Origin of the sequence: Cupriavidus basilensis OR16 (assembly GCF_000243095.1) — a bacterium.
Taxonomy (GTDB): Bacteria; Pseudomonadota; Gammaproteobacteria; order Burkholderiales; family Burkholderiaceae; genus Cupriavidus; species Cupriavidus basilensis_D.
This window is the reverse complement of sequence record NZ_AHJE01000053.1, coordinates 93038-113282: the sequence shown is the minus strand read 5'-3', so window position 1 is coordinate 113282 and position 20245 is coordinate 93038. Positions and strand designations below refer to the sequence as shown.

Below are 20245 nucleotides of genomic sequence, written 5' to 3'. Positions count from 1 at the left end.
ATCGCCATGGAGCGCCAGCATGAGCGCGAACCGGCTACAAGCCGGCGCGCCGGTTGACGTGGGTAGCGCGCTCGACGACGGCCCGTACACGACCATGCAGAAGATCGTCGTGATGCTGGCGGCGTTGTCCATCGTGATGGACGGCTTCGATGGCCAGTTGATCGGCTTCGCGATTCCCGTGCTGATCAAGGAATGGGGCATCACCCGCAGCGCCTTCGCGCCAGCGGTGGCGGCCGGGCTGGTGGGCATGGGCATCGGCAGCGCGTGCGCGGGCCTGTTTGCGGATCGCTTCGGCCGCAGGTGGGCCGTGATCGGCAGCGTCTTCCTGTTCGGCGCGGCCACCTGCGCCATCGGCTTCGCCCCGGACACGACGACGATCGCCGTGCTGCGCCTGATCGCCGGCCTCGGCATCGGCGGCGCACTGCCAAGCTCCACCACCATGACGGCGGAATTCACCCCGGCACGTTGCCGCACGCTGGCGGTGACGGCCACCATCGTCTGCGTGCCGCTTGGCGGCATGCTGGCCGGCCTGTTTGCGAGCGTGGTCCTGCCGGCCTATGGCTGGCGCGGCTTGTTCTTTATCGGCGGCGCCCTGCCGCTGGGCCTGGGCGTGCTGCTGATGCTGGTCCTGCCCGAGTCGCCGCGCTTCCTGGTGCGCTGTCCGGCCCGCTGGGATGAATTGCGCCGGTTGCTCGGCCGCATGTCCAGGCCGCTGCCGGCGGATGCGGTCTTCACCGACCTGGCCGAGCGCGGCGCACAGAGCCGCAAGGGCTTCGGCGCGCTGTTCGCGCCCGGGCAGGCGCGCGACACGCTGGCAATCTGGTGCGCGTTCTTCATGTGCCTGCTGGCCGTCTACAGCGCCTTTAGCTGGCTGCCGACCATGCTGGCGTCGGAGGGCTTGAACGTGGCGGTCGCGGGCTCCGGCCTGACCGCCTACAACCTCGGCGGCGTTATTGGCGCGCTGTGCTGCGCGGTGGCCATCGCGCGCTTCGGCTCGCGCTGGCCGCTGGCGATCTGTTGCGCCGGCGGGGCGGCCAGCGCGCTGCTGCTGCAAGGCGTGGACGTGCGCCACAGCACGGGGTTGCTGATCTTTGGCCTGGGCGTGCACGGCATGTTCGTCAATGCGGTCCAGTCGACCATGTACGCGCTGTGTGCCTTCGTGTACCCCACGGCAGTGCGGGCCACGGGCACGGCATCGGCGCTGGCCTTTGGCCGCCTCGGGGCCATTCTCAGCGCCTTCGCGGGCGCGGCGGTGATCACCGCGGGCGGCGCGTCGTCCTACCTCGGCATGCTTGGCGCGGCGATGGCCGCCGTGCTGGTAGCGCTGCTTGCGGTCAAGGGGCATATCCCGAAGCTGGCGCGTAGGCCGGCCAGCGGCGACGCGGTCCTGCGTACCGGCGCCTGGCGCAACGCCGGCTGCCCCGCATCGTGTTCGACTACATCGAAGGCGGCGCGGATGACGAGTCCGGGATCCGGCGCAATCGCGATGCGCTCGATGCCCTGTTGCTGGATCCGGCGCGCCGCCGCGCGCGCCGGCATTCCGTTCACGCTGTCCACCGCGTCCAACGTGGCGCTGGCGGAGGTGGCGCGACGTGCCGGCGGCAGGCTGTGGTTCCAGCTCTATGTGGTGCAGCGCGAGCACGCCCGCGCGCTGGTCAGGGGGCGCGTTGTCCGCCGGCTATGAGGCCCTGGTGCTGACCACGGACGTGACCGTGAACGGACGGCGCGAGCGCGACCTGCGCAACGGCTTCGCGGTGCCGTACCGCCTGACGCCGCGCATCGTGGCGGATGCGGCGTTGCATCCCGCGTGGACGATCCGGCAATGCCGCCATGGCTTGCCGACGCTGCCTAACGTGGATGGCGGTGCCGGTGCCGGTGCTGGTGCCGATGCCCAGGCTGCATTGCTCCAGCGCCGCATGGACGCCAGCTTCTCCTGGGACGATCTTGCCGCGTTGCGCGACATGTGGCCGCGCAAGCTATACGTCAAGGGCATCCTGAATGCCCGCGACGCCGCGCGCTGCGTCGCACTCGGCGCGGACGGCGTCATCGTGTCGAATCATGGCGGGCGGCAACTCGCGGATCTTGCGGCGCCGGTCTCCGTCTTGCCCGAGGTGGTGGCGGCCGTCGGCGGCGCGCAGACGCTGGTTGACAGCGGCTTTCGCAACGGCAGGGATGTCGTCAAGGCGCTGGCGCTAGGGGCACACGCCGTCATGCTCGGCAGGCCCTTGCTCTACGGCCTTGCCGCGCGTGGCGAGGCCGGCGTGGACGAAGTGCTGGCCATGTTCGTGGCCGACATCGACCGGACCCTGGCCCTGCTTGGTTGTCCGGACGTCGTCTCGCTTGGCCAGGGACGGTACATCCGGAATTCGCTATGATCCGGGATCGGAACCGTCTTGCGCGCGGCCGGCATCCCCAGGTGCGCCAAGGCAGATAGCCGCGCCCGGAGGCCAGGCGGCGCGCGCCCATGCCAATGACCCGGATAAACAGCAAGGCCCCTGTCACCACAGCCCCACCCGAAGCGCAGGCGGCCGCCCTGGCACATCGGGCGGAACGGATCGTCACCGATGTCGACGGCTGCCGCGTGGTGTGGCGCCGCTTTGGCGAGGGCCAACCCGTGGTCCTGTTGCATGGCGGGCATGGCAGCTGGCTGCACTGGGTGCGCAATATCGAAGTGCTGGCCGCGCACCGCGCGGTGTGGGCGCCGGACATGCCGGGGTTTGGCGAGTCGGACGATATCGCCAGCGATCTTTCCGTGATGACCGGCACGCTCGTCAAGGGCATCAGGCAGTTGCCCGGCTGCGACGGGGCGGTCAGCCTGGCTGGCTTCTCCTTCGGCGGGCTGGTGGCGGCCAACGTGGCCGCATCGCTGGGCACCGCGAGCCGGCTGGCGCTGCTGGGCTCCGGCGGCCATGGCGGCATCCGCCGCCAGCAGCGCGCGCTGCTGGACTGGCGCCAGGCGCGCGACGCCGAGGCCCTGGCGGGGGCGATGCGCTACAACCTGGAGGCGTTCATGATTGCCGATGCGGCCAAGGTCGATGCCATGGCAATGTACGCGCACACCGAGTCATGCCGCCTCACGCGCTTTCGCAGCAAGAACATCTCCCGCTCGGGCGACCTGCGCGACGCGCTGGACCGCTTCGGCGGCGAGGTGCTGCTGGCCTGGGGCGAGCACGACGTGACGGCGGATCCCGTCCCGGCCATCGCGGCCATGACCCAGGGCAACCCGCGCCGCGAAGGCCGTGTCATTACCAACGCGGGCCACTGGGTCCAGTACGAAGCGCACGCGCCAGTCAACGCACTGCTGGATGGCTGGTTGCCGAAATAGCCGGCGCCGCCGCCGCCGCCGGGTACGTCCTCTGGTAATGCACCGTGAACGTGCCCAGCGCCGCAAGCGCAGCCTGCGGGTCGTGGCTCGGCTTGACGGCGAAGGCGTCAAAGCCGCAACGCGCCATGTAGTGCACGGTATCGATCATCACGTCGCCCACCGCGCGCAGCTCGCCGTCCCAGCCATACTGCGTGCGCAGCATCTGCGCCAGCGAGTAGCCGCGCCCGTCCGTATAGACCGGGAAGTCGATCGCCAGGTGCGCGATGCCGGTGGCATCGATGGTGGCCGCGCCCGCTTCAAGCAGGCCTTCGGGGTCCGCATCCGGGCCCAGGTACACGGCCACCGGGTGGCGGCGCAGGCGTAGCGCGTCCCGTGCCGCCCGCCACGTGCCAAGGGTGACCAGCCAGCCGTTCTCGTCTGGCGGCAGCGCTTGCGTGGCCGAGACAGGCGCATTCTCGTGCGGCACGAAGGCGCGCCAGATGTCTGCTTCAAGCTGCCCGTTGCGAATCACATTGTTCAGCGGTGCCTTGGATTGGTGATCAGACACGGGCTTGCTCCGCTTGCTGGCGCCGCGCGACGATCCTCGGGTCCTGGTAGACCGCCTGCTTGAAGGGCTCCAGGCCAACCCGCTCGACCACGTCGATAAACCGCTCTGCCTCGCTGTCGCGCAGGGACAGGTAGGTATCGATCAGCAGCGCCACCACATCGGGGATTTCATCGCGCGCGAACGACGGGCCGATGATGCGGCCGATCGCTGCGCCGCCGCCCTTGTGCTGGTCCAGCAGGGCGTGGCCGGCCGCGCCGTTTTGGCGCCCGCCGATGGTCACCTGGTACCACGCCTCGCCGGCCTTGTCCACGCCAAGGATGCCGATATGGCCAACGTGGTGGTGCCCGCAGGAGTTGATGCAACCGGAGATGTTCAGGTCCAGCTCGCCAATCTCGAACAGGTAGTCCAGGTCGTCGAAGCGGCGCTGGATGGCCTCGGCCAGCGGGATCGACACCGCGTTGGCCAGCGAGCAGAAATCCCCGCCCGGGCAGGCAATGATGTTGGTGAGCAGGCCGATGTTCGCCGTGGCCAGGTTCAGCGCTTCCAGCGCCTGCCAGAGCGCGAACAGCGCGCCGCGGCGCACATCGGCCAGGATCAGGTTCTGCTCGTGCGAGACGCGCAGCTCGCCAAAGCCGAAGCGCTCCGCCAGGTCCGCCACCGCATCCATCTGGTCGGCGGTGATGTCGCCAGGCGGCATGCCGGTGGCCTTCAGCGAGACGGTCACGGCGGCGTAGCCGGGCACGCGATGCGCATGCACGTTGCTGCGCAGCCAGCGGGCAAAGCGCGGATGCGCCGCCGCCAGCTTGGGGTCGGGGCCGGCCTCGTGCGCCGCCGCGGGATCATGGTCCGGCATGGTGAAGCGGCTCGCCACGCCTCTGACGAAGTCCGCGCTGACCGTGTCCGGGCCGCCGCGGATCCGCTGCCATTGCTCGTCCACCTGCTGCGCGAACACGCCCGGCGTCAGGTCCTTGACCAGGATCTTGATGCGCGCCTTGTACTTGTTGTCGCGCCGCCCGTGCAGGTTGTAGACCCGCAGCGTGGCCTGCAGGTAGGTGAGCAGGTCGGACCAGTGCACAAAGGCGTTGATCAGCTTGCCGACCATGGGGGTGCGGCCCATGCCGCCGCCCACCCACACCCGGAAGCCAAGCTCGCCATCGCGCTCCACGGCCTGCAGGCCGATATCGTGCACGCCCACCGCCGCGCGGTCCGTGGTGGCGCCGCTCACCGCGATCTTGAACTTGCGCGGCAGGAAGGCAAACTCCGGATGCAGCATCGACCACTGGCGGATGATCTCGCACCACACCAGCGGGTTCACGATCTCATCCGGCGCCAGCCCGGCGAAGTGGTCGGTGGTGGTGTTGCGGATGCAATTGCCGCTGGTCTGGATGGCGTGCATCTGCACGGTCGCCAGTTCCGCCAGGATGGCGGGGGCGTCTTCCAGGCGCGGCCAGTTGAACTGCATGTTCTGCCGCGTGCTGAAGTGCCCGTAGCCGCGGTCCCAGCGCCGCGCTATCTCGGCCAGCTTGCGCAGTTGCCGCGACACCAGCATGCCGTAGGGAATCGCCACGCGCAGCATGGGCGCATGCCGCTGGATATAGAGGCCGTTCTGCAACCGCAGCACGCGGAACTCGTCCTCGGTGAGCTGGCCGGTGAGAAACCGTTCGGTCTGGCCGCTGAACTGCGCTACGCGCTGGTCGACCAGTTGCTGGTCGACGGTGTCATACACATACATGGAGCACTTCCAGGTGTGCCGTGCGGGGAAGGGGAACGCTAGCCCGCCGGCGAGGGGCTTGTGGGTAGCCATGAGGCTAGCGCCCCTTGCGCGCGCCGAACAGGAGCAGATGGTGCCTGTTCGGGCCGGAGCAGATGCCTCGCCGGGCGCCAACAGGCACGCCGCAACGGGTGGGTCCCTTGCCATTAAGAATGTGGTGATATACGGTGCGCATATCACAAATCATTTTTAAGTCCATCATGAGTCGCATCCTGGTCGACCTCACGGAGGAGCAGCTTCAAGAGCTGACAGCCATTGTCGAGGCAGAACAGCGCCCTCGGGCGGTAGTTATCCGCGAGGCAATTCAAGCGTACATCGCGCAGCGCAAGCCTGGCCTGGCCTCTGACACCTTCGGGCTTTGGAAGAACCGCAAGGTGGATGGCCTTGCGTATCAGGAAAAGCTGCGGGAGGAGTGGTGAACGCGCTCTTCGACACCAACATCCTGATCGATCACTTGAACGGAATCGGCCTGGTGTGCGGATTCCCTATCAACTCACATAGAGCAAGCGATGGAATCTGGAATCCATCGCCGCCAGTCGCATTCTTCGCCTCGCGGCCCGGCGCCGCCGCGCCAGTCATCTCCCGGCCAAACCATCCAGCCGCTCCACGGCCTGCACCGCTGCCGCGCGGGCGGCCGGTGACAGCGTGAGCTTGATGTGGCCCGTATCGGGCACCAGCGTCACCGGGATATCGGGGCGGCCCGCATCGGCGAACACCTGTGCGAACTTTGCGGCGACAAATACTTCATCGTCCTGCCCGGCCAGCACCGCCGCTGGCTTGTGAATCTCGCGAATATTGCGCTGGTAGTCCTCATCGGGCTGGAAATTCGTCGCCAGCGCATAGGAATACGACGCCGTTAATTCGGCGCGCGGCGCGTCGTTGATGGCAAAGGCCAGTACGGGCAAGTGGTTGAAGGCGGTGATGCCGATCCGGTTCAGCAGCGTGAGCGCGATCACGCGCGGCACGCCGACCGAGACCCAGCCGCCGGCGTCGGGGCGGAAAGTGGGCGCCCGGCGGTTCGTATAGGGCGCCATGAACAGGTAGTTGTCAAACATGGCCTGCCGCGCACCGCCGGCCACGCGCAGCGCAAAGCCGCCGCCCGATGAAAATCCCACCAGCGTCTTCGGGCCGGCGGGCTGAACGGCGCTCACAAAGTCCTCCAGGTCGTCATCGAGCTGCCCGATGTAGGCAATGTCGCCACGCGGGCCCGAGGCCCCGTGGCCGCGCATATCCAGCGCATAGACCGTGAAGCCGGCCTGCGCGAAGCGCAGCGCAAGCGGATGCATGCTCTGGCTGTTGGCTGAGGAGCCATGCACCAAGACCACGCTGCCCCGGCTGGGCTGGCCGCCGGCAGGGACGTAGCGGCGATAGGCGAGCTGCGCGCCGTCGCGTGCCGCGTAATGGGCGGGGGCCGCAAGCGCGGAGAAATCCACGTCCTTGAACGGATCGCTAATGCTCAGCATCGGCTTTGGCCGAGCCGGGCCACCTGCGGCCAGTGCCGCGGCAAAGGCCAGGAGCACCACGAAGAGTATGGCGGAGACGGCGAGCGTGGCGGTTCGAAGTTTCACGGTATTCGGTATTCGCTTTGCGCAAGGGGTGGAATAGTGGAAGGGACTGCGCTACCGGGATTGAATCGAAAAGTGCGCTAGTCCAGCCCGCAAGCTAGCACCGAATCCGCCACCGCGCGACATCCGCTTGTGGAAGGCTTGGTTTGCGGAAAGGCGTGAATTCTTCCGCATGCGTCAAGAGTGTTTTCCCATCCCGGCATTTCTTTCCGCCCGGTGGAAGGCTAACGTGCAATCACGCGTCCGCTGGCTTTGGCCTATGGCTGCGCAAGGCCACAAGCGCCGGACAAGACACACGACAAGTGGGCACGGATCCCGACCCATGCGGAGGAAGACAAAGCGATGCCAACATCATTTTTATACGTGGCCCAGCCCATGCGCGTGCTGTTTGGCGCGGGCAGCCTGAGCCAGGCAGGGCAGGAGCTGGAGCGGCTGGGCGCCAAGCGGGCGCTGGTGCTGTGCACGCCTAACCAGGCCGAGGACGCAACGCGGCTGTCCGACGCGCTCGGGCCGTTGTCCGCCGGCATCTATCCCGGCGCCGTGATGCACGTGCCGCTGGAAACCGCCCGTGCGGCCGTGGCGCACGCGCAGGCGGTGGGCGCGGACTGCATGATCGCCCTTGGCGGTGGCTCGACCACCGGGCTGGGCAAGGCCATCGCGCTGACCTCGGGCTTGCCGATCCTGGCGATTCCCACAACGTACGCCGGCTCGGAGATGACGCCGATCTATGGCCTTACCGATGCGGGCCTGAAGAAAACCGGCCGCGACCCGCGCGTGCTGCCGCGCACCGTGATTTACGATCCGGCGCTGACCGTGGGCCTGCCGGTGTCCTTGAGCGTGACCAGCGGCCTGAACGCCATTGCCCACGCCGCCGAGGGCTTGTACGCGCAGGACGCCAACCCGGTGACGTCGCTGATGGCGGAGGAGGGCATCCGGGCGCTGGCCAGCGGCATTCCCCGCGTGTTCGCCGCGCCCACCGACCTGGATGCGCGCGCCGATTGCCTCTACGGCGCATGGCTGTGCGGCTCGGTGCTGGGCAGCGTCGGCATGGCGCTGCACCACAAGCTGTGCCACACGCTGGGCGGCAGCTTCAACCTGCCGAGCGGCACCGGCGTGCAATCTCAAGGATTGGGCTTGGCGTCGCCCATCGCGCAGGCGACGCAGTGTCTTGCCAGCACATCCGTCGGGTCGATCAGCGTGATGACGCGGCCGTTGGCACAGCGCATTTCCGCCTGCGGCAGGAGCAAGGGCAATTCGGTGCAGGCAAGGATGACGATTTCGACATCGCGGCCGAGACGCACACGGCGGTGCTGCCGCACGCCATGGCCTATAACGCCATGGCCGCGCCGGATGCCATGGCGCGGATCCGCCGCGCCATGGGCGGCGAGGGCATCTCCGCCGCCGCCGCGCTTTACGACCTGGCCGCCCGCCACGGCGCGGCCACAGCGCTGCGCGATATCGGCATGAAGGCCGAGGACCTGGACCGCGCCGCGGATATCGCCCTGGCCAACCCTTACTGGAATCCGCGCCCGATCGAGCGCGCGCCGATTCGCGAATTGCTGCAGGCCGCCTTTGAAGGCGTGCGCCCGGATTGAGCGACGCGCCAACACACAACATGCACACAACACACAACACACAACACACAACACACAGGAGACAAACAATGCAGATCGGCTTTATCGGAATCGGCAAGATGGGCTTGCCCATGGCACGTCACCTGGCCGCGGCCGGGCATTCGGTCGAGGGCTTTGACCTGTCGCCCGCGGTGCTTGAGGCGGCGCGCGAGGCCGGGCTGAAGACCGCCGGTTCGCTGGCGGCGGCAACCGCCGGCAAGGACGTTGTGTTCAGCTCCCTGCCGCACGACGCGGCCTTCGAAGCCGTGGCCGCGCAACTGGCAGAGCTGGCCGCGCCGGGCACGCTGTATATCGACACCAGCACCGTGTCGCCGCAAGCGTCCGCCCGCGTGGCCGCCGTGCTGGCCAGGCGCGATATCCCGTACTTGCGCATCACCGTCTCCGGCAACAACAAGATGGCCGAGGCGGCGCAACTGACCGCCCTGGTGTCCGGCCCGGCGGCCGCCTATGAAGTGGCAAAGCCGCTGCTGGCCGCGCTCGGGCCGGCCCGGTTCTACCTGGGCGAAGCCGAGCAAGCGCGCCTGATGAAGCTGGTGGTGAACCTGATGATCGGCCTGACCTCCGGCATGCTGGCCGAAGCGCTGGCACTCGGCGCCAAGGGCGGCCTCAAATGGCAGGATATGTGGTCCGTGATCACCGCCAGCGCGGTCGCCGCGCCCATCGTCAAGGCCAAGTCCGCGCAACTGGCCGAGAACGACTACACGCCCACCTTCACCGTGGACCAGATGCTCAAGGACGTGGGGCTGATCCTGGATGCGGGCGCCGACCTGCGCGTGCCGCTGTCGCTCACGGCGCTGCTGGGCCAGATGCTGCAGGGCGCCGCCGCGCAGGGCATGGCCGGCGACGACTACGCCGCGGTGATCAAGTCCGCGCGGCTGGCCGCCGGGTTGCCGTCGGTCAACGGCTAGCCGGAACCCGGACCGGACCTGCGGGCATCCTCACGAGGTCCACTTGCGCTCGTAGTCCATGCGCTCGAAGTGCGCCACCAGGTAGTCGATGAACAGGCGCACCTTGGCGGCCAGGTAGCGCCGGCTCTGGAAGGCGATGTTGATGGTGAGCCGGGGCAGGTCCCAGTCGTCCAGCACCGGGATCAGCCGGCCCGCCACGATGTCGTCGTAGACGATGTACTTGGGCTGCACCAGGATGCCCAGGCCCTCCAGCGCGGCCGCGCGGATCACCTGGCCGTCGTTGGACTCCAGCTTGCTGCGCACCGTGACCGTTTTTTCTTCGCCATGGCGGGTGAAGGCCAGCTCGTGCGGCCGGTTGGCGTACGAGTAGATCAGCATGTGGTGGCGCAGCAGGTCGTCGACCTCGCGCGGCGTGCCCATGCGGTCCAGGTAGCGCGGCGAGGCGGCCAGGATGCGGCGGGTCTCGGCCAGCCGGCGCACGGTCAGGGCGGAATCCGGCTCGAACTCGCGCGTGCGGATGGCCAGGTCGATGCCGCTGTCCATGATGTCGTAGTAGCGGTTGGCCGTGAGGATATTCACGTCCACCTTGGGGTAGAGGCTGGTGAAATCCGGCAGCAGGGGCGCGAGGTGCTTCATGGAGAACGACATGGACGCGGTGACCGTCAGCGTGCCGCCCGGCTCCAGCACATTGGCGTTAACCGCCGCCTCCGCCTCCTTCATTTCCGCCAGCACGCCCTTGCAGCGCCGGAAAAACTCATGCCCCACATCGGTCAGGTAAAGCCGGCGCGTGTTGCGCTCGATCAGCCGTGCCGATAGCCGCTGCTCCAGCGAGGTGAGGTAGCGGCTCGCCGCCGCATTGGAAATGTCCAGGCTCTCGGCGGCCTTGGTGATGCTGCCCAGCTCCGCGATCTGGACGAAGAGTTCGAATTCGGTCCAACGGTCCATGTCTTGTCTCCCCGTGTTCTCTTTAGTCCGCCTGGCGCCAGGTTTGATTCTCTCGCCTGGTGGAAAGAAGATTTCCTTACCCGTCGTTTTTTTCCACTTGCCGGGAGTATAGAGTTTGTTCCAGCGCATGTCAGGCACGACATGGCGCCCACAAGACCCAGAGCGGCGCGCCGGCACAGGCAGCGCTGCCAGGCAACGGAGACACACCCATGATCCTGGTACGCGGGGCCACCCTGGTCACCATGGAACCCGCCCTCGGCGAGTTCACCGGCGACCTGCTGATAGACGGCGAACGCATTGCCGCCATCGCGCCGCATCTCGACGTGAAGGACGCGCCCGGCGCTGAGCTGATCGACGCCCGCGGCTTCATCGTCGCCCCCGGTTTTGTCAATGCGCACATGCACACCTGGCAGACCGCGCTGCGCGGCGTTGCCTCCGGCTGGACACTGACCGAATATTTCCGGCAGATGCATGCCGGGCTGGCCACGCGGTTCACGCCCGGCGATATCGGCATCGCCACGCTCGTCGGCGCCTGGAACCAGCTCGATTGCGGTACCACCACGCTGGTGGACTGGTGCCACAACAACCCCACGCCAGCGCACAGCGATGCCGCGCTGGACGCGCTGGCGCAATCCGGCATCCGCGCGGCGTTCCTGCACGGCTCGCCCAAGCCCGATCCCAAGCCCGGCGCCCTGCCGTTCTGGGAGACGCCGCACCCGCGCGGCGAAGTGGAGCGCCTGTCCAGGCGGCTGCAAGGATCGTCCTTGCTAAGCCTCGGCCTGGCCATCCTCGGGCCCCATTACTCGACGCTGGACGTGGCGCTGCACGATTTCGCCCTGGCGCGCGAGTTTGGCCTGCTGGCCAGCATGCACCAGGGTGGCGGCAGCGCGCGCACGCCGCAAGGGTGGGAGCGGCTGGAGCAGGCAGGGCTGCTCGGTCCCCATATCAATATCGTCCATGGCAACAACCTCACGGATGCGCAGCTTGCGCGCTTCGTCGGCTTGGGCATGAGCTTCTCCGTCACGCCGGAGAACGAACTGACGCAGGGCCATGGCATGCCCATCACCGGCCGCCTGACGCGCCTGGGTACCGCGCCGTCGCTCGGCGTGGACCTGGAGTCGGGCTTGTCCGGCGAGATGTTCATCGCCGCGCGCATGGCGCTGGGCATCCAGCGCGCGCTGGACCATGCCGAGTACCGCCAGCTGCACGGCGAGATCGCGCCCGCGCATGCGGTGAGCTGCCGTGATGCGCTGGACTGGATCACGCTGGCCGGCGCGCGGATGCTCGGCATGCAAGACCGCATCGGCTCGCTGGCCGTGGGCAAGCAGGCCGACCTGGTGATGATCGACGCCCGCAAGCTCAACATGATGCCGCTGCACGACCCGGTCAGCGCCATCGTGATGCAGGCCAGCCTGGCCAATATCGACAGCGTGTTCGTGGCGGGCAAGGCGCGCAAGCGTCACGGCCGGCTGCTGGTGGACGGGCTGCCGGGCAAGCTCGACGCCCTGCGCGAATCGGGCGAACGCCTGGCGGCGGGGCGGTAGGGCGGGCGTATCAATCGGCCGTCAGCGCTAGAAAAACACCAACGATAAGGAGGAGACCATGCATCGACAACCCGCTCCGCACGGCATCGGCGCCGGCAAGATCTTCAGGCTCGCATCATGAACGCAATCACCGAAGTCACGCCGCTGTTCGAGATGCGCGGCATCTGCAAGGGCTTTCCCGGCGTGAAGGCGCTGGACGATGTGTCGTTCGCCATCTACCCCGGCGAGGTGCACATGCTGCTGGGCGAGAACGGCGCCGGCAAATCGTCGCTGATGAAGGTGCTGTGCGGCGTCTACGTGGCCGATGCCGGCGAGTTCTATCACGATGGCGCCCCGGTGGCGATCACCAGCCCGGCCGACACCATGCGCCTGGGCATCGCGGTGATCTTCCAGGAGTTCTCGCTGGTGCCATACCTTGACATCGCGCAGAACATTTTCCTGGGCCGCGAGCCGCGCGGGCGCATTCCCGGCTCCGTCGACGCCGCCAGGATGCACGCCGAAGCACGCCGCATCCTCGATATCCTGGGCATGGAGGTGAGCACCCGCACGCCGGTGCATGCGCTGGGCGTGGCCCAGCAGCAGATGGTGGAAATCGCCAAGGCGCTGTCGCAGAACGCACGCATCCTGGTGCTGGACGAGCCTACCGCCGCGCTGTCCGACCGCGAGACCGAGAAGTTGTTCGCCGTGATCGCGCGGCTCAAGGCCGATGGCGTCTCGATGATCTATATCTCGCACCGCATGGCGGAGGTCTTTGCGCTGGGCGACCGCATCACCATCCTGCGCGATGGCCGCAAGGTAGGCGCCTGCCTGCCCGGCGACGCCACGCCGGACGAACTGGTGGCGCGCATGGTCGGGCGCAAGGTCGACATGAGCTATAGCCGCGAGCGCAGCGCGCAACTGGGCGAAGTGGCGCTGGATGTGCACAACGTCAGCGCCGACAACGGCATCACCGACATCAACCTGCAGGTGCGCGCCGGCGAGATCGTGGGCCTGGCCGGGCTGGTGGGCTCGGGCCGCAGCGAGGTGGCGCGCGCCGTGTTTGGCGCGGATCTGGTCCGCCAGGGCGAAATCCGCATCTTTGGCAAACGCCTCACCGGCGGGCCGGACCGGGCCCGCGAACTGGGCGCCGCGCTGATTCCGGAAAGCCGCAAGTCGGAGGGGCTGGCGCTGATCCGCACGGTGCGCGACAACCTGCTGCTGGCCGGCTTGCGCCGCGCCTTTCCCGCACGCTGGTATCGCGCAGACAAGGCCGAGGCGCTGGCCGAGCGCGAGATCGCGCGGCTGCGCATTGCCACGCCCAACGGCAACCAGCTCGCGCAGTTCCTCTCCGGTGGCAACCAGCAAAAGATCGTGATCGGCAAATGGCTGGTCGCCGAAGCGAAGCTGTTTATCTTCGACGAGCCCACGCGCGGCATCGACGTAGGCGCCAAGGCCGAGATCTTTGCCTTGATCGACAGCCTGGTGAAGCAGGGCGCTGGCGTCCTGCTGATCAGCTCCGAACTGCCGGAAATCATCAATGTCTGCGACCGCACCTATGTCATGCGCGGCGGGCGCATCGCCGGCGAAGTCGCCCATGGCGAGATGACCGAAGAACGCATTCTGCAACTGGGGATGAACGATGCTTGATACCAACGCACTACCGCGTCCGCTTAGCCTTTCCATTGGCAAGGTGCCCGGATCGGTCTGGGTGCTGCTGCTGCTTTCGCTGGGCTTCAGCGTGACGGGCTCGGGCTTCCTGAGCGTGGAGAACCTGCTGAACATCGGCACGCAATCCACCATCCTGCTGCTGATCGCCTTGCCCATGACGCTGATCATCATGACCGAAGGGCTGGACCTGTCGATGGGCGCCGTGCTGACCTTGTGCGGCGTGGTGCTGGCGATGGTGATGGTGTCCACGGAGTCGCTGCCTCTTGCTCTGGGCGCCGCGCTGCTTACCGGGCTGGCGTTCGGCCTGCTCAACGGGGCGCTGGTGTCGTGGCTGGAGATCCCGCCTTTCGTGGCCACGCTCGGCACGCTGGGCGTCGCGCAGGGGCTGGCGCTGGTGGCGACCGATGGCCAGAGCGTGACAGGCATCGGCGACACGATTCCGCTGATCTACGCCGGGCAACTGCTGGGCGTGCCGTTCCCGATCTGGATCGCGGTGGTGTTCTACGGCCTGTTCCACTGGCTGCTCTACCACACCCGCTTTGGCGCCTATGTGTTCGCGCTGGGCGGCAACCGCGAGGCGCTCAAGTTCTCCGGCGTGCGCATCAATGTGTATCTCATCGCGGTCTATGCGCTGGGCGGGCTGATGGCCGGGCTGGCCGCGTTGCTGCTCACGGCGCGCATGAATGCCGGGCACCCCACGGCGGCCATCGGGTTGGAGTTCGATGCCATCGCCGCGGTGGCGGTGGGCGGCACCACCTTCGAGCGCGGCAACGGCTGGCTGCCCGGCACGGTGCTGGGCGTGCTGGCGGTGGGCGTGCTGCGCAACGGGCTCAACCTGGTTGGCGTGCAGTCATCGGTGCAGGTAGCGGCCATCGGACTGCTGGTGCTGGTGGTGCTGCTGATCGAATCGTTCAAGGGGAAAGCATGAACACGGCGACTCTGTTCCCGCCACTCTCGGCGGATGCCCGCTCGTTTGCCTACCGGCTGTTCGCGCTGGGCCTGCTGTGCCTGCTGCTCGCGGTGGCGTCGGACGCGTTCCTGACGCTGGGCAATATCCTCAACGTGCTGCGCCAGGCCAGCCTGCTGTTCCTGCTGGCATCGGGCGTGACGCTGGTGATCCTGACCGGCGGCCTGGACTTGTCGGTGGGCGCCAACGTGGCCATGTCGGCCTGCGTGGCGGCGACCGTGATGAAGGCCACCGGCTCCACCATGCTCGGCGTGAGCGCGGGTCTGGGCACCGGCGCGCTGATCGGGCTGGCCAACGGCCTGCTGGTGGCCATGCTGCGCATCCCGCCATTCATCGCCACCTACGGCATGTTGTGGGTGCTGCACGGCGTCACCTATTGGTTCATGGCGGGCGAGACCATCCACGGCTTCCCGCCGGCGTTCCGGGCGATCGGCAGCGGCTACCTGTGGGGCGTGCCCATTCCGGTCTACCTGATGCTGGCGTTCCTGGTGGCGGGCACCGCCATGTCGCAAAAGACCACCTATGGCCAGGAGATCTACGCCATCGGCGCCAATCCCGTGGCGGCGCGGCTCTCCGGCGTGCCGGTGAAGCGGCGGCTGGTGCTGGTGTACCTGGTGAGTGGCGCCATGGCCGGCATCGCCAGCCTGGTGTTCCTGGCGCGGCTGAACTCGGCCGAAGGCGATATTGGCGAGGCGCTGACGCTGCCCGCCATCGCTGCGGTGTTGATCGGCGGCACCTCGCTGTTCGGCGGCGTGGGCCGCGTATCCGGCACGCTGGTGGGCGCCATCATCCTCACGCTGGTGCTCAACGGCATGAACCTGCTCACCGTCAGCGCCAACTGGCAGCCGCTGGTGACGGGCGTGATCGTGGTGCTGGCGGTCTTCCTGGATACGTTGTCGCGCAAGCGGCTAGGCGTGAGGTCTTAGCTCAGGGTCGTCAATCAAGGTCGTCACTCGAGGTCGTCAATCAAGATCGTCAATCAAGGCCGCAAGCTTTTCATCAGAGACAAAGGAGACAACATGAACGTACGTAACCTGCAGCAACTGGCCGCCGTGCTGGCCCTCGGCATCCTGGCCGCACCGGCCCACGCGGACGGCGAGCGCATCGCGGTGTTCACCAAGAACCAGACCAACCCGTTCTTCCAGGTGGTGCGCCAGGGCGCGGACGCGGCGGCCAAGAGCATGAACGCGCGCGTCACCCACTACATCCCCACCAAGCCGGACAGCATCCCCGAGCAGATGAGCCAGATCGAGGACGTGATCGTCAAGAAGACCGACGCCATCGTCTTTGTCCCGGTGGACTACAAGGCCATGGGTCCGGGCGTGAAGAAGATCAACGCGGCCAATATCCCGGTGGTCAACGTGACCGACAAGAGCGAGGTCGGCAACTTTGTCTCCTTCGTCGGCGCCAGCGACTATGACCTGGGGCTGAAGACCGCCACGCACCTGTTCAAGGCCATGGGCGGCAAGGGCAACGTGGTGCTGCTGGAAGGCATCAAGGGCTCGCTGACCAATATCGACCGCGTCAAAGGCATGCACGACGCACTCAAGGCGTTTCCCAACGTCAAGCTGGTGGCCTCGCAGCCGGCCAATTACCAGCGCCTGCAAGCCCTGCAGGTCATGGAAAACCTGATGCAGTCCTACCCGCAGATCGACGGCATCTTTGCCGCCAACGATGCCATGGCCATCGGCGCGATCGAGGCGCTGCAAGGCGCCAACCGCAAGGCGCTGGTGTCCGGCATCAACGGCACGCAGGAGGCCATCGACGCAATCAAGGCAGGCACCTTGCTCGCCACCGGTGACTACAATGGTTTTGCGCAGGGGTGCCTGGGCACGATCGCCGCCATCCGCAAGCTGCGCGGCATGCCGGTCACGCAGAGCATCGTGCTGCCGGCCACGGTGGTGGACAAGACCAACTACCAGTCGATCGACATCCCGGTGAGCAAGCGCACCTGCCCGCGCTGGGAAGATGCCACCAAGGCCTAATGTCATCAAGAACGACCACAAGAGAGCACACATCATGCGCAATCTAGACGAAGAGACCATCACTCAGGCCGTGCTGGCGCGGCATGCCGACATGCCCAACGGGCGGCTCAAGGAGATCATGACCAGCCTGGTCCAGCATCTCCACGCCTTCGCCCGCGAGGTGCAGCTCACGGAAGGCGAATGGGCCGAAGGCATCAAGTTCCTGACTGAAGTCGGCCACACCTGCACCGGCAGCCGGCAGGAGTTCATCCTGCTGTCCGACACCCTGGGCCTGTCCACGCTGGTCACCGCGCAGAACCACAAGAAGCCGCGCGGCTGCACCGAGGCCACGGTATTCGGGCCGTTCTACGTCGATGACGCGCCAGAGTACGAACTGGGCGCCGACGTAGGCAACGGCATGACCGGTGAGCCGTGCTATGTCAGCGGCAAGGTCAAGAGCGTGACGGGCGAGGCGGTGCCGAACGCGCGGCTGGAAGTCTGGCAGGCAGATTCGGAAGGCCTCTATGACGTACAGCAAGCGGGCCTCGATGGCCGCCAGGGCCGCGGCACGCTGACGGCCGACGAGAGCGGCGGCTTTCACTTCAAGTCGATCGTGGCCGAGTGCTACCCGATCCCGCACGACGGGCCGGTGGGCCGCATGCTCGATGCCATGGGCCGCCATCCGTGGCGCCCCGCGCACCTGCACTTCATGATCTCCGCGCCTGGCTACGAAACGCTCATCACCCATGTGTTCCGCGAAGGCGGCGAATACCTGGAGTCCGACACGGTCTTCGGCGTGCGCAGCTCCCTGATCGCGGACTGGGTGCAGCACGAAGCCGGCACCGCCCCGGACGGCACGCCATCGGCCACGCCGTTCTACACGCTGGACTTCGATTGGCACGCTGGACTTCGATTTCATTCTCAACCCGGCACCGGCAGCACCGGCGCCGTCCAGGAGGTAAGCCCCATGCTGTTTGTATTCCATCTTCTCGACAAGCCCGGCACCAGCGAACTGCGCGCCCGCGTGCGCCCGGAGCACAAGGTCTACCTCGGCGCCAAGGCCGGCAGCATTGCCTTTGCTGGCCCGCTGCTGGGCGAGGACGGCACCAGCATGGTCGGCAGCCTGCTGGTGATCGATTTCCCGTCGCTCGGCGAGGCCAAGGTCTGGCTGGCCGGCGAGCCCTTCACGCGGGCCGGCGTCTACGGGCAGTCGAGCGTGCATGCCTTTAGCAACCTGTGGCCGCAGAAGGTCGGTTTCCCGCCAGCTTAACGTTGGCTCAATGTCAGGAATATCAGGAAGATCGGCCAAGATCGGCCAAAGTCGGCAAAGGGAGAAATCGTGTCCATCGTCAAACACATCGTGATGTGGAACCTGCGCGGAGAGACCGAAGTCGACAAGCAAGACGCCGTGTCCCGGCTCAAGCTTGCGTTCGAAGGGCTTCGCGGCCGGATTCCCGGAATGCGCCACCTGGAGGTGGGCGTGGACTCGAGCAAGGTCAACTACGCCTGCGACGTGGTCCTGTACTCCGAGTTCGAATCGCAAAAGGCGCTAGAGGGCTATGCCAGCCACCCGGAGCACCTGCGCGTGAAGGAAGAGCTTGGCGACTTGCGCATCGCACGGCACCAGGTGGACTACGAGCCGTCTGCGTGAATATCCAGCGGCCGCGGGCAGCCTTGCCGCGGCCGTGCGAAAATCTCCACTGGCCTGCGGCAATACCGGCGGGCCGGTGGGATGAACGCCGGATGCCCGGCCGTTCAAAACGATAATTCGCGCGCGCCAGACAGTTCTCCCCGGACCCGTCTCTCGCGACGCCAAGTGGAGACAGGACAACCCTATGGGCATCACAGAACTTCTGGCACAGCCGATTGGCAACCTCGCGGACTGCGTCCGCCTGCACGCCGCCGAGCGGCCTCAGCAGGTCGCGGTCGTCGACAGCCGCGGCTCGCTCACCTATGCCGAATTCGACGCGCTGGCCGACCGCGTCGCCGCCGCCTTGCAGCGCGATGGCCTGCAGCCCGGCGCCTCGCTCGCCATCTGCGCGGCAGCGTCAAACGAATACGCCGCCATCCTCATCGGCGGCCTGCGCGCAGGCGTGGCCCTGGTGCCGCTGGCGCCGTCCTCCACGCCGGCCAGCCTGGCTGGCATGGTCGAAGACTCCGACGCCCGGCTGTTCTTTGTCGACGCGGACGTCCTGCGCGAGATCGCAGACGTCAAGGACAGCATCCAGGCCCGGCTCATCGGGCTGGCCGATGCGCCCACCGGCCTCGCCTTCGAAGCCTGGCTGGCGCGCCAGGGCAGCCGCCCGCAAGCCCATCCTGTTGCACCGCAACAGGTCTTCAACATCATCTATTCCTCGGGCACCACCGGCACGCCCAAGGGCATCGTGCACACCCACGCCCTGCGCTGGAACCAGATCCGCCGCGTCCAGGAATCCGGCGGCTACGGCCCGGATGCCGTCACGCTGATCTCCACGCCGCTGTACTCCAACACCACGCTGGTCAGCTTCATTCCCACGCTGGCGCTCGGCGGCACCGCGGTGCTGATGCCCAAGTTCGACGCGCAGCGCTATCTGCAACTGGCTGCGCAGCACCGCGTCACGCACAGCATGCTGGTGCCCGTGCAATACCAGCGCCTGCTGGCGCGCGCCGACTTCGATGACTACGACCTGTCCTCGTACCGGATGAAATTCTCCACCAGCGCGCCGCTCTCCGCCGCGCTCAAAGCCGAGGTCCTCAAGCGCTGGCCCGGTGGCCTGGTCGAGTACTACGGCATGACAGAAGGCGGCGGCAGCTGCGTGCTGGCCGCGCACGAATTCCCCACCAAGCTCCACACCGTGGGCAAGCCCATGGAAGGACACGACATCCGCCTGATCGACGACGACGGCAATGAAGTGCCCGTGGGCGAAATCGGTGAAGTCGTCGGCCACTCCAACGCCATCATGGCCGGCTACCACAAGCAGCCGGAGAAGACCGCCGCCGCCGAATGGCGCGACGCCACCGGCAAGCTCTTCATCCGCACCGGCGACGTTGGCCGCTTTGACGAAGACGGCTTTCTCACGCTGATGGACCGCAAGAAGGACATGATCATCAGCGGGGGCTTCAATATCTATCCCAGCGACCTGGAAGGGGTCCTGCAGCAGCATCCCGACGTGCTCGATTGCGCGGTGGTTGGCGTGCCCTCGCAGCGATGGGGTGAAACGCCGGTGGCATTTGTGGTTCGGCGCGATGGTGCCACGGTGTCCGATGACGCCTTGATGGCGTGGACCAACGAGCAGGTTGGCAAGACGCAGCGGCTTGCCGTGCTGGAGCTGGTGGAGGTGCTGCCGCGCAGTGCCATCGGGAAGGTGCTCAAGCGGGAACTGCGGGATGGGTTCAGGCCTGGGCGGCCGCTGGATTGAGGCATGCTTCCCTGACCCCGCTAGCGGGCG

18 protein-coding genes and 3 pseudogenes are annotated in these 20245 nt (G+C 67.2%); 17 read left to right on the top strand and 4 right to left on the bottom strand.

What is annotated here, in order from left to right:
• Positions 1–19: 19 nt before the first annotated feature.
• The 4 genes and pseudogenes from OR16_RS20425 to OR16_RS20415 form a co-directional block, all read left to right on the top strand.
• A pseudogene (locus tag OR16_RS20425) lies at positions 20–1396 on the top strand (MFS transporter); the annotation flags it as partial.
• Between the two features lie 32 nt (positions 1397–1428).
• Positions 1429–1684 (top strand): annotated as a pseudogene (locus OR16_RS47330) (alpha-hydroxy-acid oxidizing protein).
• Positions 1668–2375: an alpha-hydroxy-acid oxidizing protein gene (locus tag OR16_RS20420; RefSeq protein WP_158001378.1), complete on the top strand. Its 708-nt coding sequence runs from the start codon at positions 1668–1670 to the stop codon at positions 2373–2375. The pseudogene OR16_RS47330 and the gene OR16_RS20420 overlap by 17 nt, the downstream one beginning before the upstream one ends.
• 89 nt (positions 2376–2464) lie before the next feature.
• The gene (locus tag OR16_RS20415; protein WP_100227936.1) at positions 2465–3325 is read left to right on the top strand and encodes an alpha/beta fold hydrolase; all 861 of its coding nucleotides are present in this window, start codon (positions 2465–2467) and stop codon (positions 3323–3325) included.
• Here the strand turns inward: OR16_RS20415 and OR16_RS20410 are convergent.
• Together OR16_RS20410 and OR16_RS20405 are read right to left on the bottom strand one after the other, a co-directional pair.
• On the bottom strand, positions 3291–3872 hold the full coding sequence (locus tag OR16_RS20410) for a DUF934 domain-containing protein (protein WP_006159846.1): 582 nt from the start codon (positions 3870–3872) through the stop codon (positions 3291–3293). The two genes, OR16_RS20415 and OR16_RS20410, sit on opposite strands and share 35 nt — an antisense overlap.
• Positions 3865–5604 (bottom strand): nitrite/sulfite reductase, encoded by a 1740-nt coding sequence (locus tag OR16_RS20405; protein WP_006159845.1) that lies wholly within the window; start codon positions 5602–5604, stop codon positions 3865–3867. The genes OR16_RS20410 and OR16_RS20405 overlap by 8 nt, the downstream gene beginning before the upstream one ends.
• Before the next feature lie 239 nt (positions 5605–5843).
• On the opposite strand from OR16_RS20405, the gene OR16_RS20400 reads away from it, so the two are divergent.
• On the top strand, positions 5844–6062 hold the full coding sequence (locus OR16_RS20400; protein ID WP_006159843.1) for a ribbon-helix-helix protein, CopG family: 219 nt from the start codon (positions 5844–5846) through the stop codon (positions 6060–6062).
• 156 nt (positions 6063–6218) lie between these two features.
• Here OR16_RS20400 and OR16_RS20395 read toward each other — a convergent pair whose 3' ends face one another.
• Positions 6219–7211: an alpha/beta hydrolase gene (locus OR16_RS20395; protein ID WP_006159842.1), complete on the bottom strand. Its 993-nt coding sequence runs from the start codon at positions 7209–7211 to the stop codon at positions 6219–6221.
• A gap of 339 nt (positions 7212–7550) precedes the next feature.
• Between OR16_RS20395 and OR16_RS20390 the strand changes: the two genes are divergently transcribed.
• The 3 genes from OR16_RS20390 to OR16_RS20380 are packed head-to-tail and all read left to right on the top strand — an operon-like array spanning position 7551 to position 9750.
• Positions 7551–8675, top strand: coding sequence for a maleylacetate reductase (locus OR16_RS20390; protein WP_081488838.1), 1125 nt, complete (start codon positions 7551–7553; stop codon positions 8673–8675).
• A complete protein-coding gene (locus OR16_RS48315) occupies positions 8672–8803 on the top strand; it encodes a hypothetical protein (protein ID WP_006159840.1) in 132 nt (43 codons plus the stop codon). The genes OR16_RS20390 and OR16_RS48315 overlap by 4 nt, the downstream gene beginning before the upstream one ends.
• A gap of 20 nt (positions 8804–8823) precedes the next feature.
• A complete protein-coding gene (locus OR16_RS20380) occupies positions 8824–9750 on the top strand; it encodes an NAD(P)-dependent oxidoreductase (RefSeq protein ID WP_158001377.1) in 927 nt (308 codons plus the stop codon).
• 30 nt (positions 9751–9780) lie between these two features.
• Here the strand turns inward: OR16_RS20380 and OR16_RS20375 are convergent, their stop codons facing one another.
• Entirely contained in the window at positions 9781–10695 is a 915-nt protein-coding gene (locus OR16_RS20375; RefSeq protein WP_006159838.1) for a LysR family transcriptional regulator, read from the bottom strand.
• Positions 10696–10904: 209 nt separating this feature from the next.
• Here OR16_RS20375 and OR16_RS20370 point away from each other — a divergent pair, with 209 nt between their 5' ends.
• The 9 genes and pseudogenes from OR16_RS20370 to OR16_RS20335 all read left to right on the top strand — a co-directional run bounded on the left by OR16_RS20370 (position 10905) and on the right by OR16_RS20335 (position 20215).
• Positions 10905–12239, top strand: a complete 1335-nt coding sequence (locus OR16_RS20370; RefSeq protein WP_006159837.1) for an amidohydrolase family protein — start codon at positions 10905–10907, stop codon at positions 12237–12239.
• Positions 12240–12356: 117 nt separating this feature from the next.
• On the top strand, positions 12357–13865 hold the full coding sequence (locus OR16_RS20365; protein WP_006159836.1) for a sugar ABC transporter ATP-binding protein: 1509 nt from the start codon (positions 12357–12359) through the stop codon (positions 13863–13865).
• Positions 13858–14814 carry an ABC transporter permease gene (locus OR16_RS20360; RefSeq protein ID WP_006159835.1) on the top strand — a complete coding sequence of 319 codons (957 nt, stop codon included), beginning with the start codon at positions 13858–13860 and terminating at the stop codon, positions 14812–14814. Before OR16_RS20365 ends, OR16_RS20360 begins: the two co-directional genes overlap by 8 nt.
• Entirely contained in the window at positions 14811–15779 is a 969-nt protein-coding gene (locus tag OR16_RS20355; RefSeq protein WP_006159834.1) for an ABC transporter permease, read from the top strand. The genes OR16_RS20360 and OR16_RS20355 overlap by 4 nt, the downstream gene beginning before the upstream one ends.
• 93 nt (positions 15780–15872) lie before the next feature.
• Positions 15873–16838: a sugar ABC transporter substrate-binding protein gene (locus tag OR16_RS20350; RefSeq protein ID WP_006159833.1), complete on the top strand. Its 966-nt coding sequence runs from the start codon at positions 15873–15875 to the stop codon at positions 16836–16838.
• Positions 16839–16872: 34 nt separating this feature from the next.
• Positions 16873–17715: pseudogene (locus OR16_RS20345) on the top strand (intradiol ring-cleavage dioxygenase); the annotation flags it as partial.
• A 69-nt stretch (positions 17716–17784) separates the two neighbouring features.
• The gene (locus tag OR16_RS46075; RefSeq protein ID WP_237717137.1) at positions 17785–18087 is read left to right on the top strand and encodes a YciI family protein; all 303 of its coding nucleotides are present in this window, start codon (positions 17785–17787) and stop codon (positions 18085–18087) included.
• A gap of 69 nt (positions 18088–18156) precedes the next feature.
• A complete protein-coding gene (locus tag OR16_RS20340; RefSeq protein ID WP_006159831.1) occupies positions 18157–18468 on the top strand; it encodes a Dabb family protein in 312 nt (103 codons plus the stop codon).
• A gap of 184 nt (positions 18469–18652) precedes the next feature.
• A complete protein-coding gene (locus tag OR16_RS20335) occupies positions 18653–20215 on the top strand; it encodes a class I adenylate-forming enzyme family protein (protein ID WP_006159830.1) in 1563 nt (520 codons plus the stop codon).
• Positions 20216–20245: the final 30 nt, after the last annotated feature.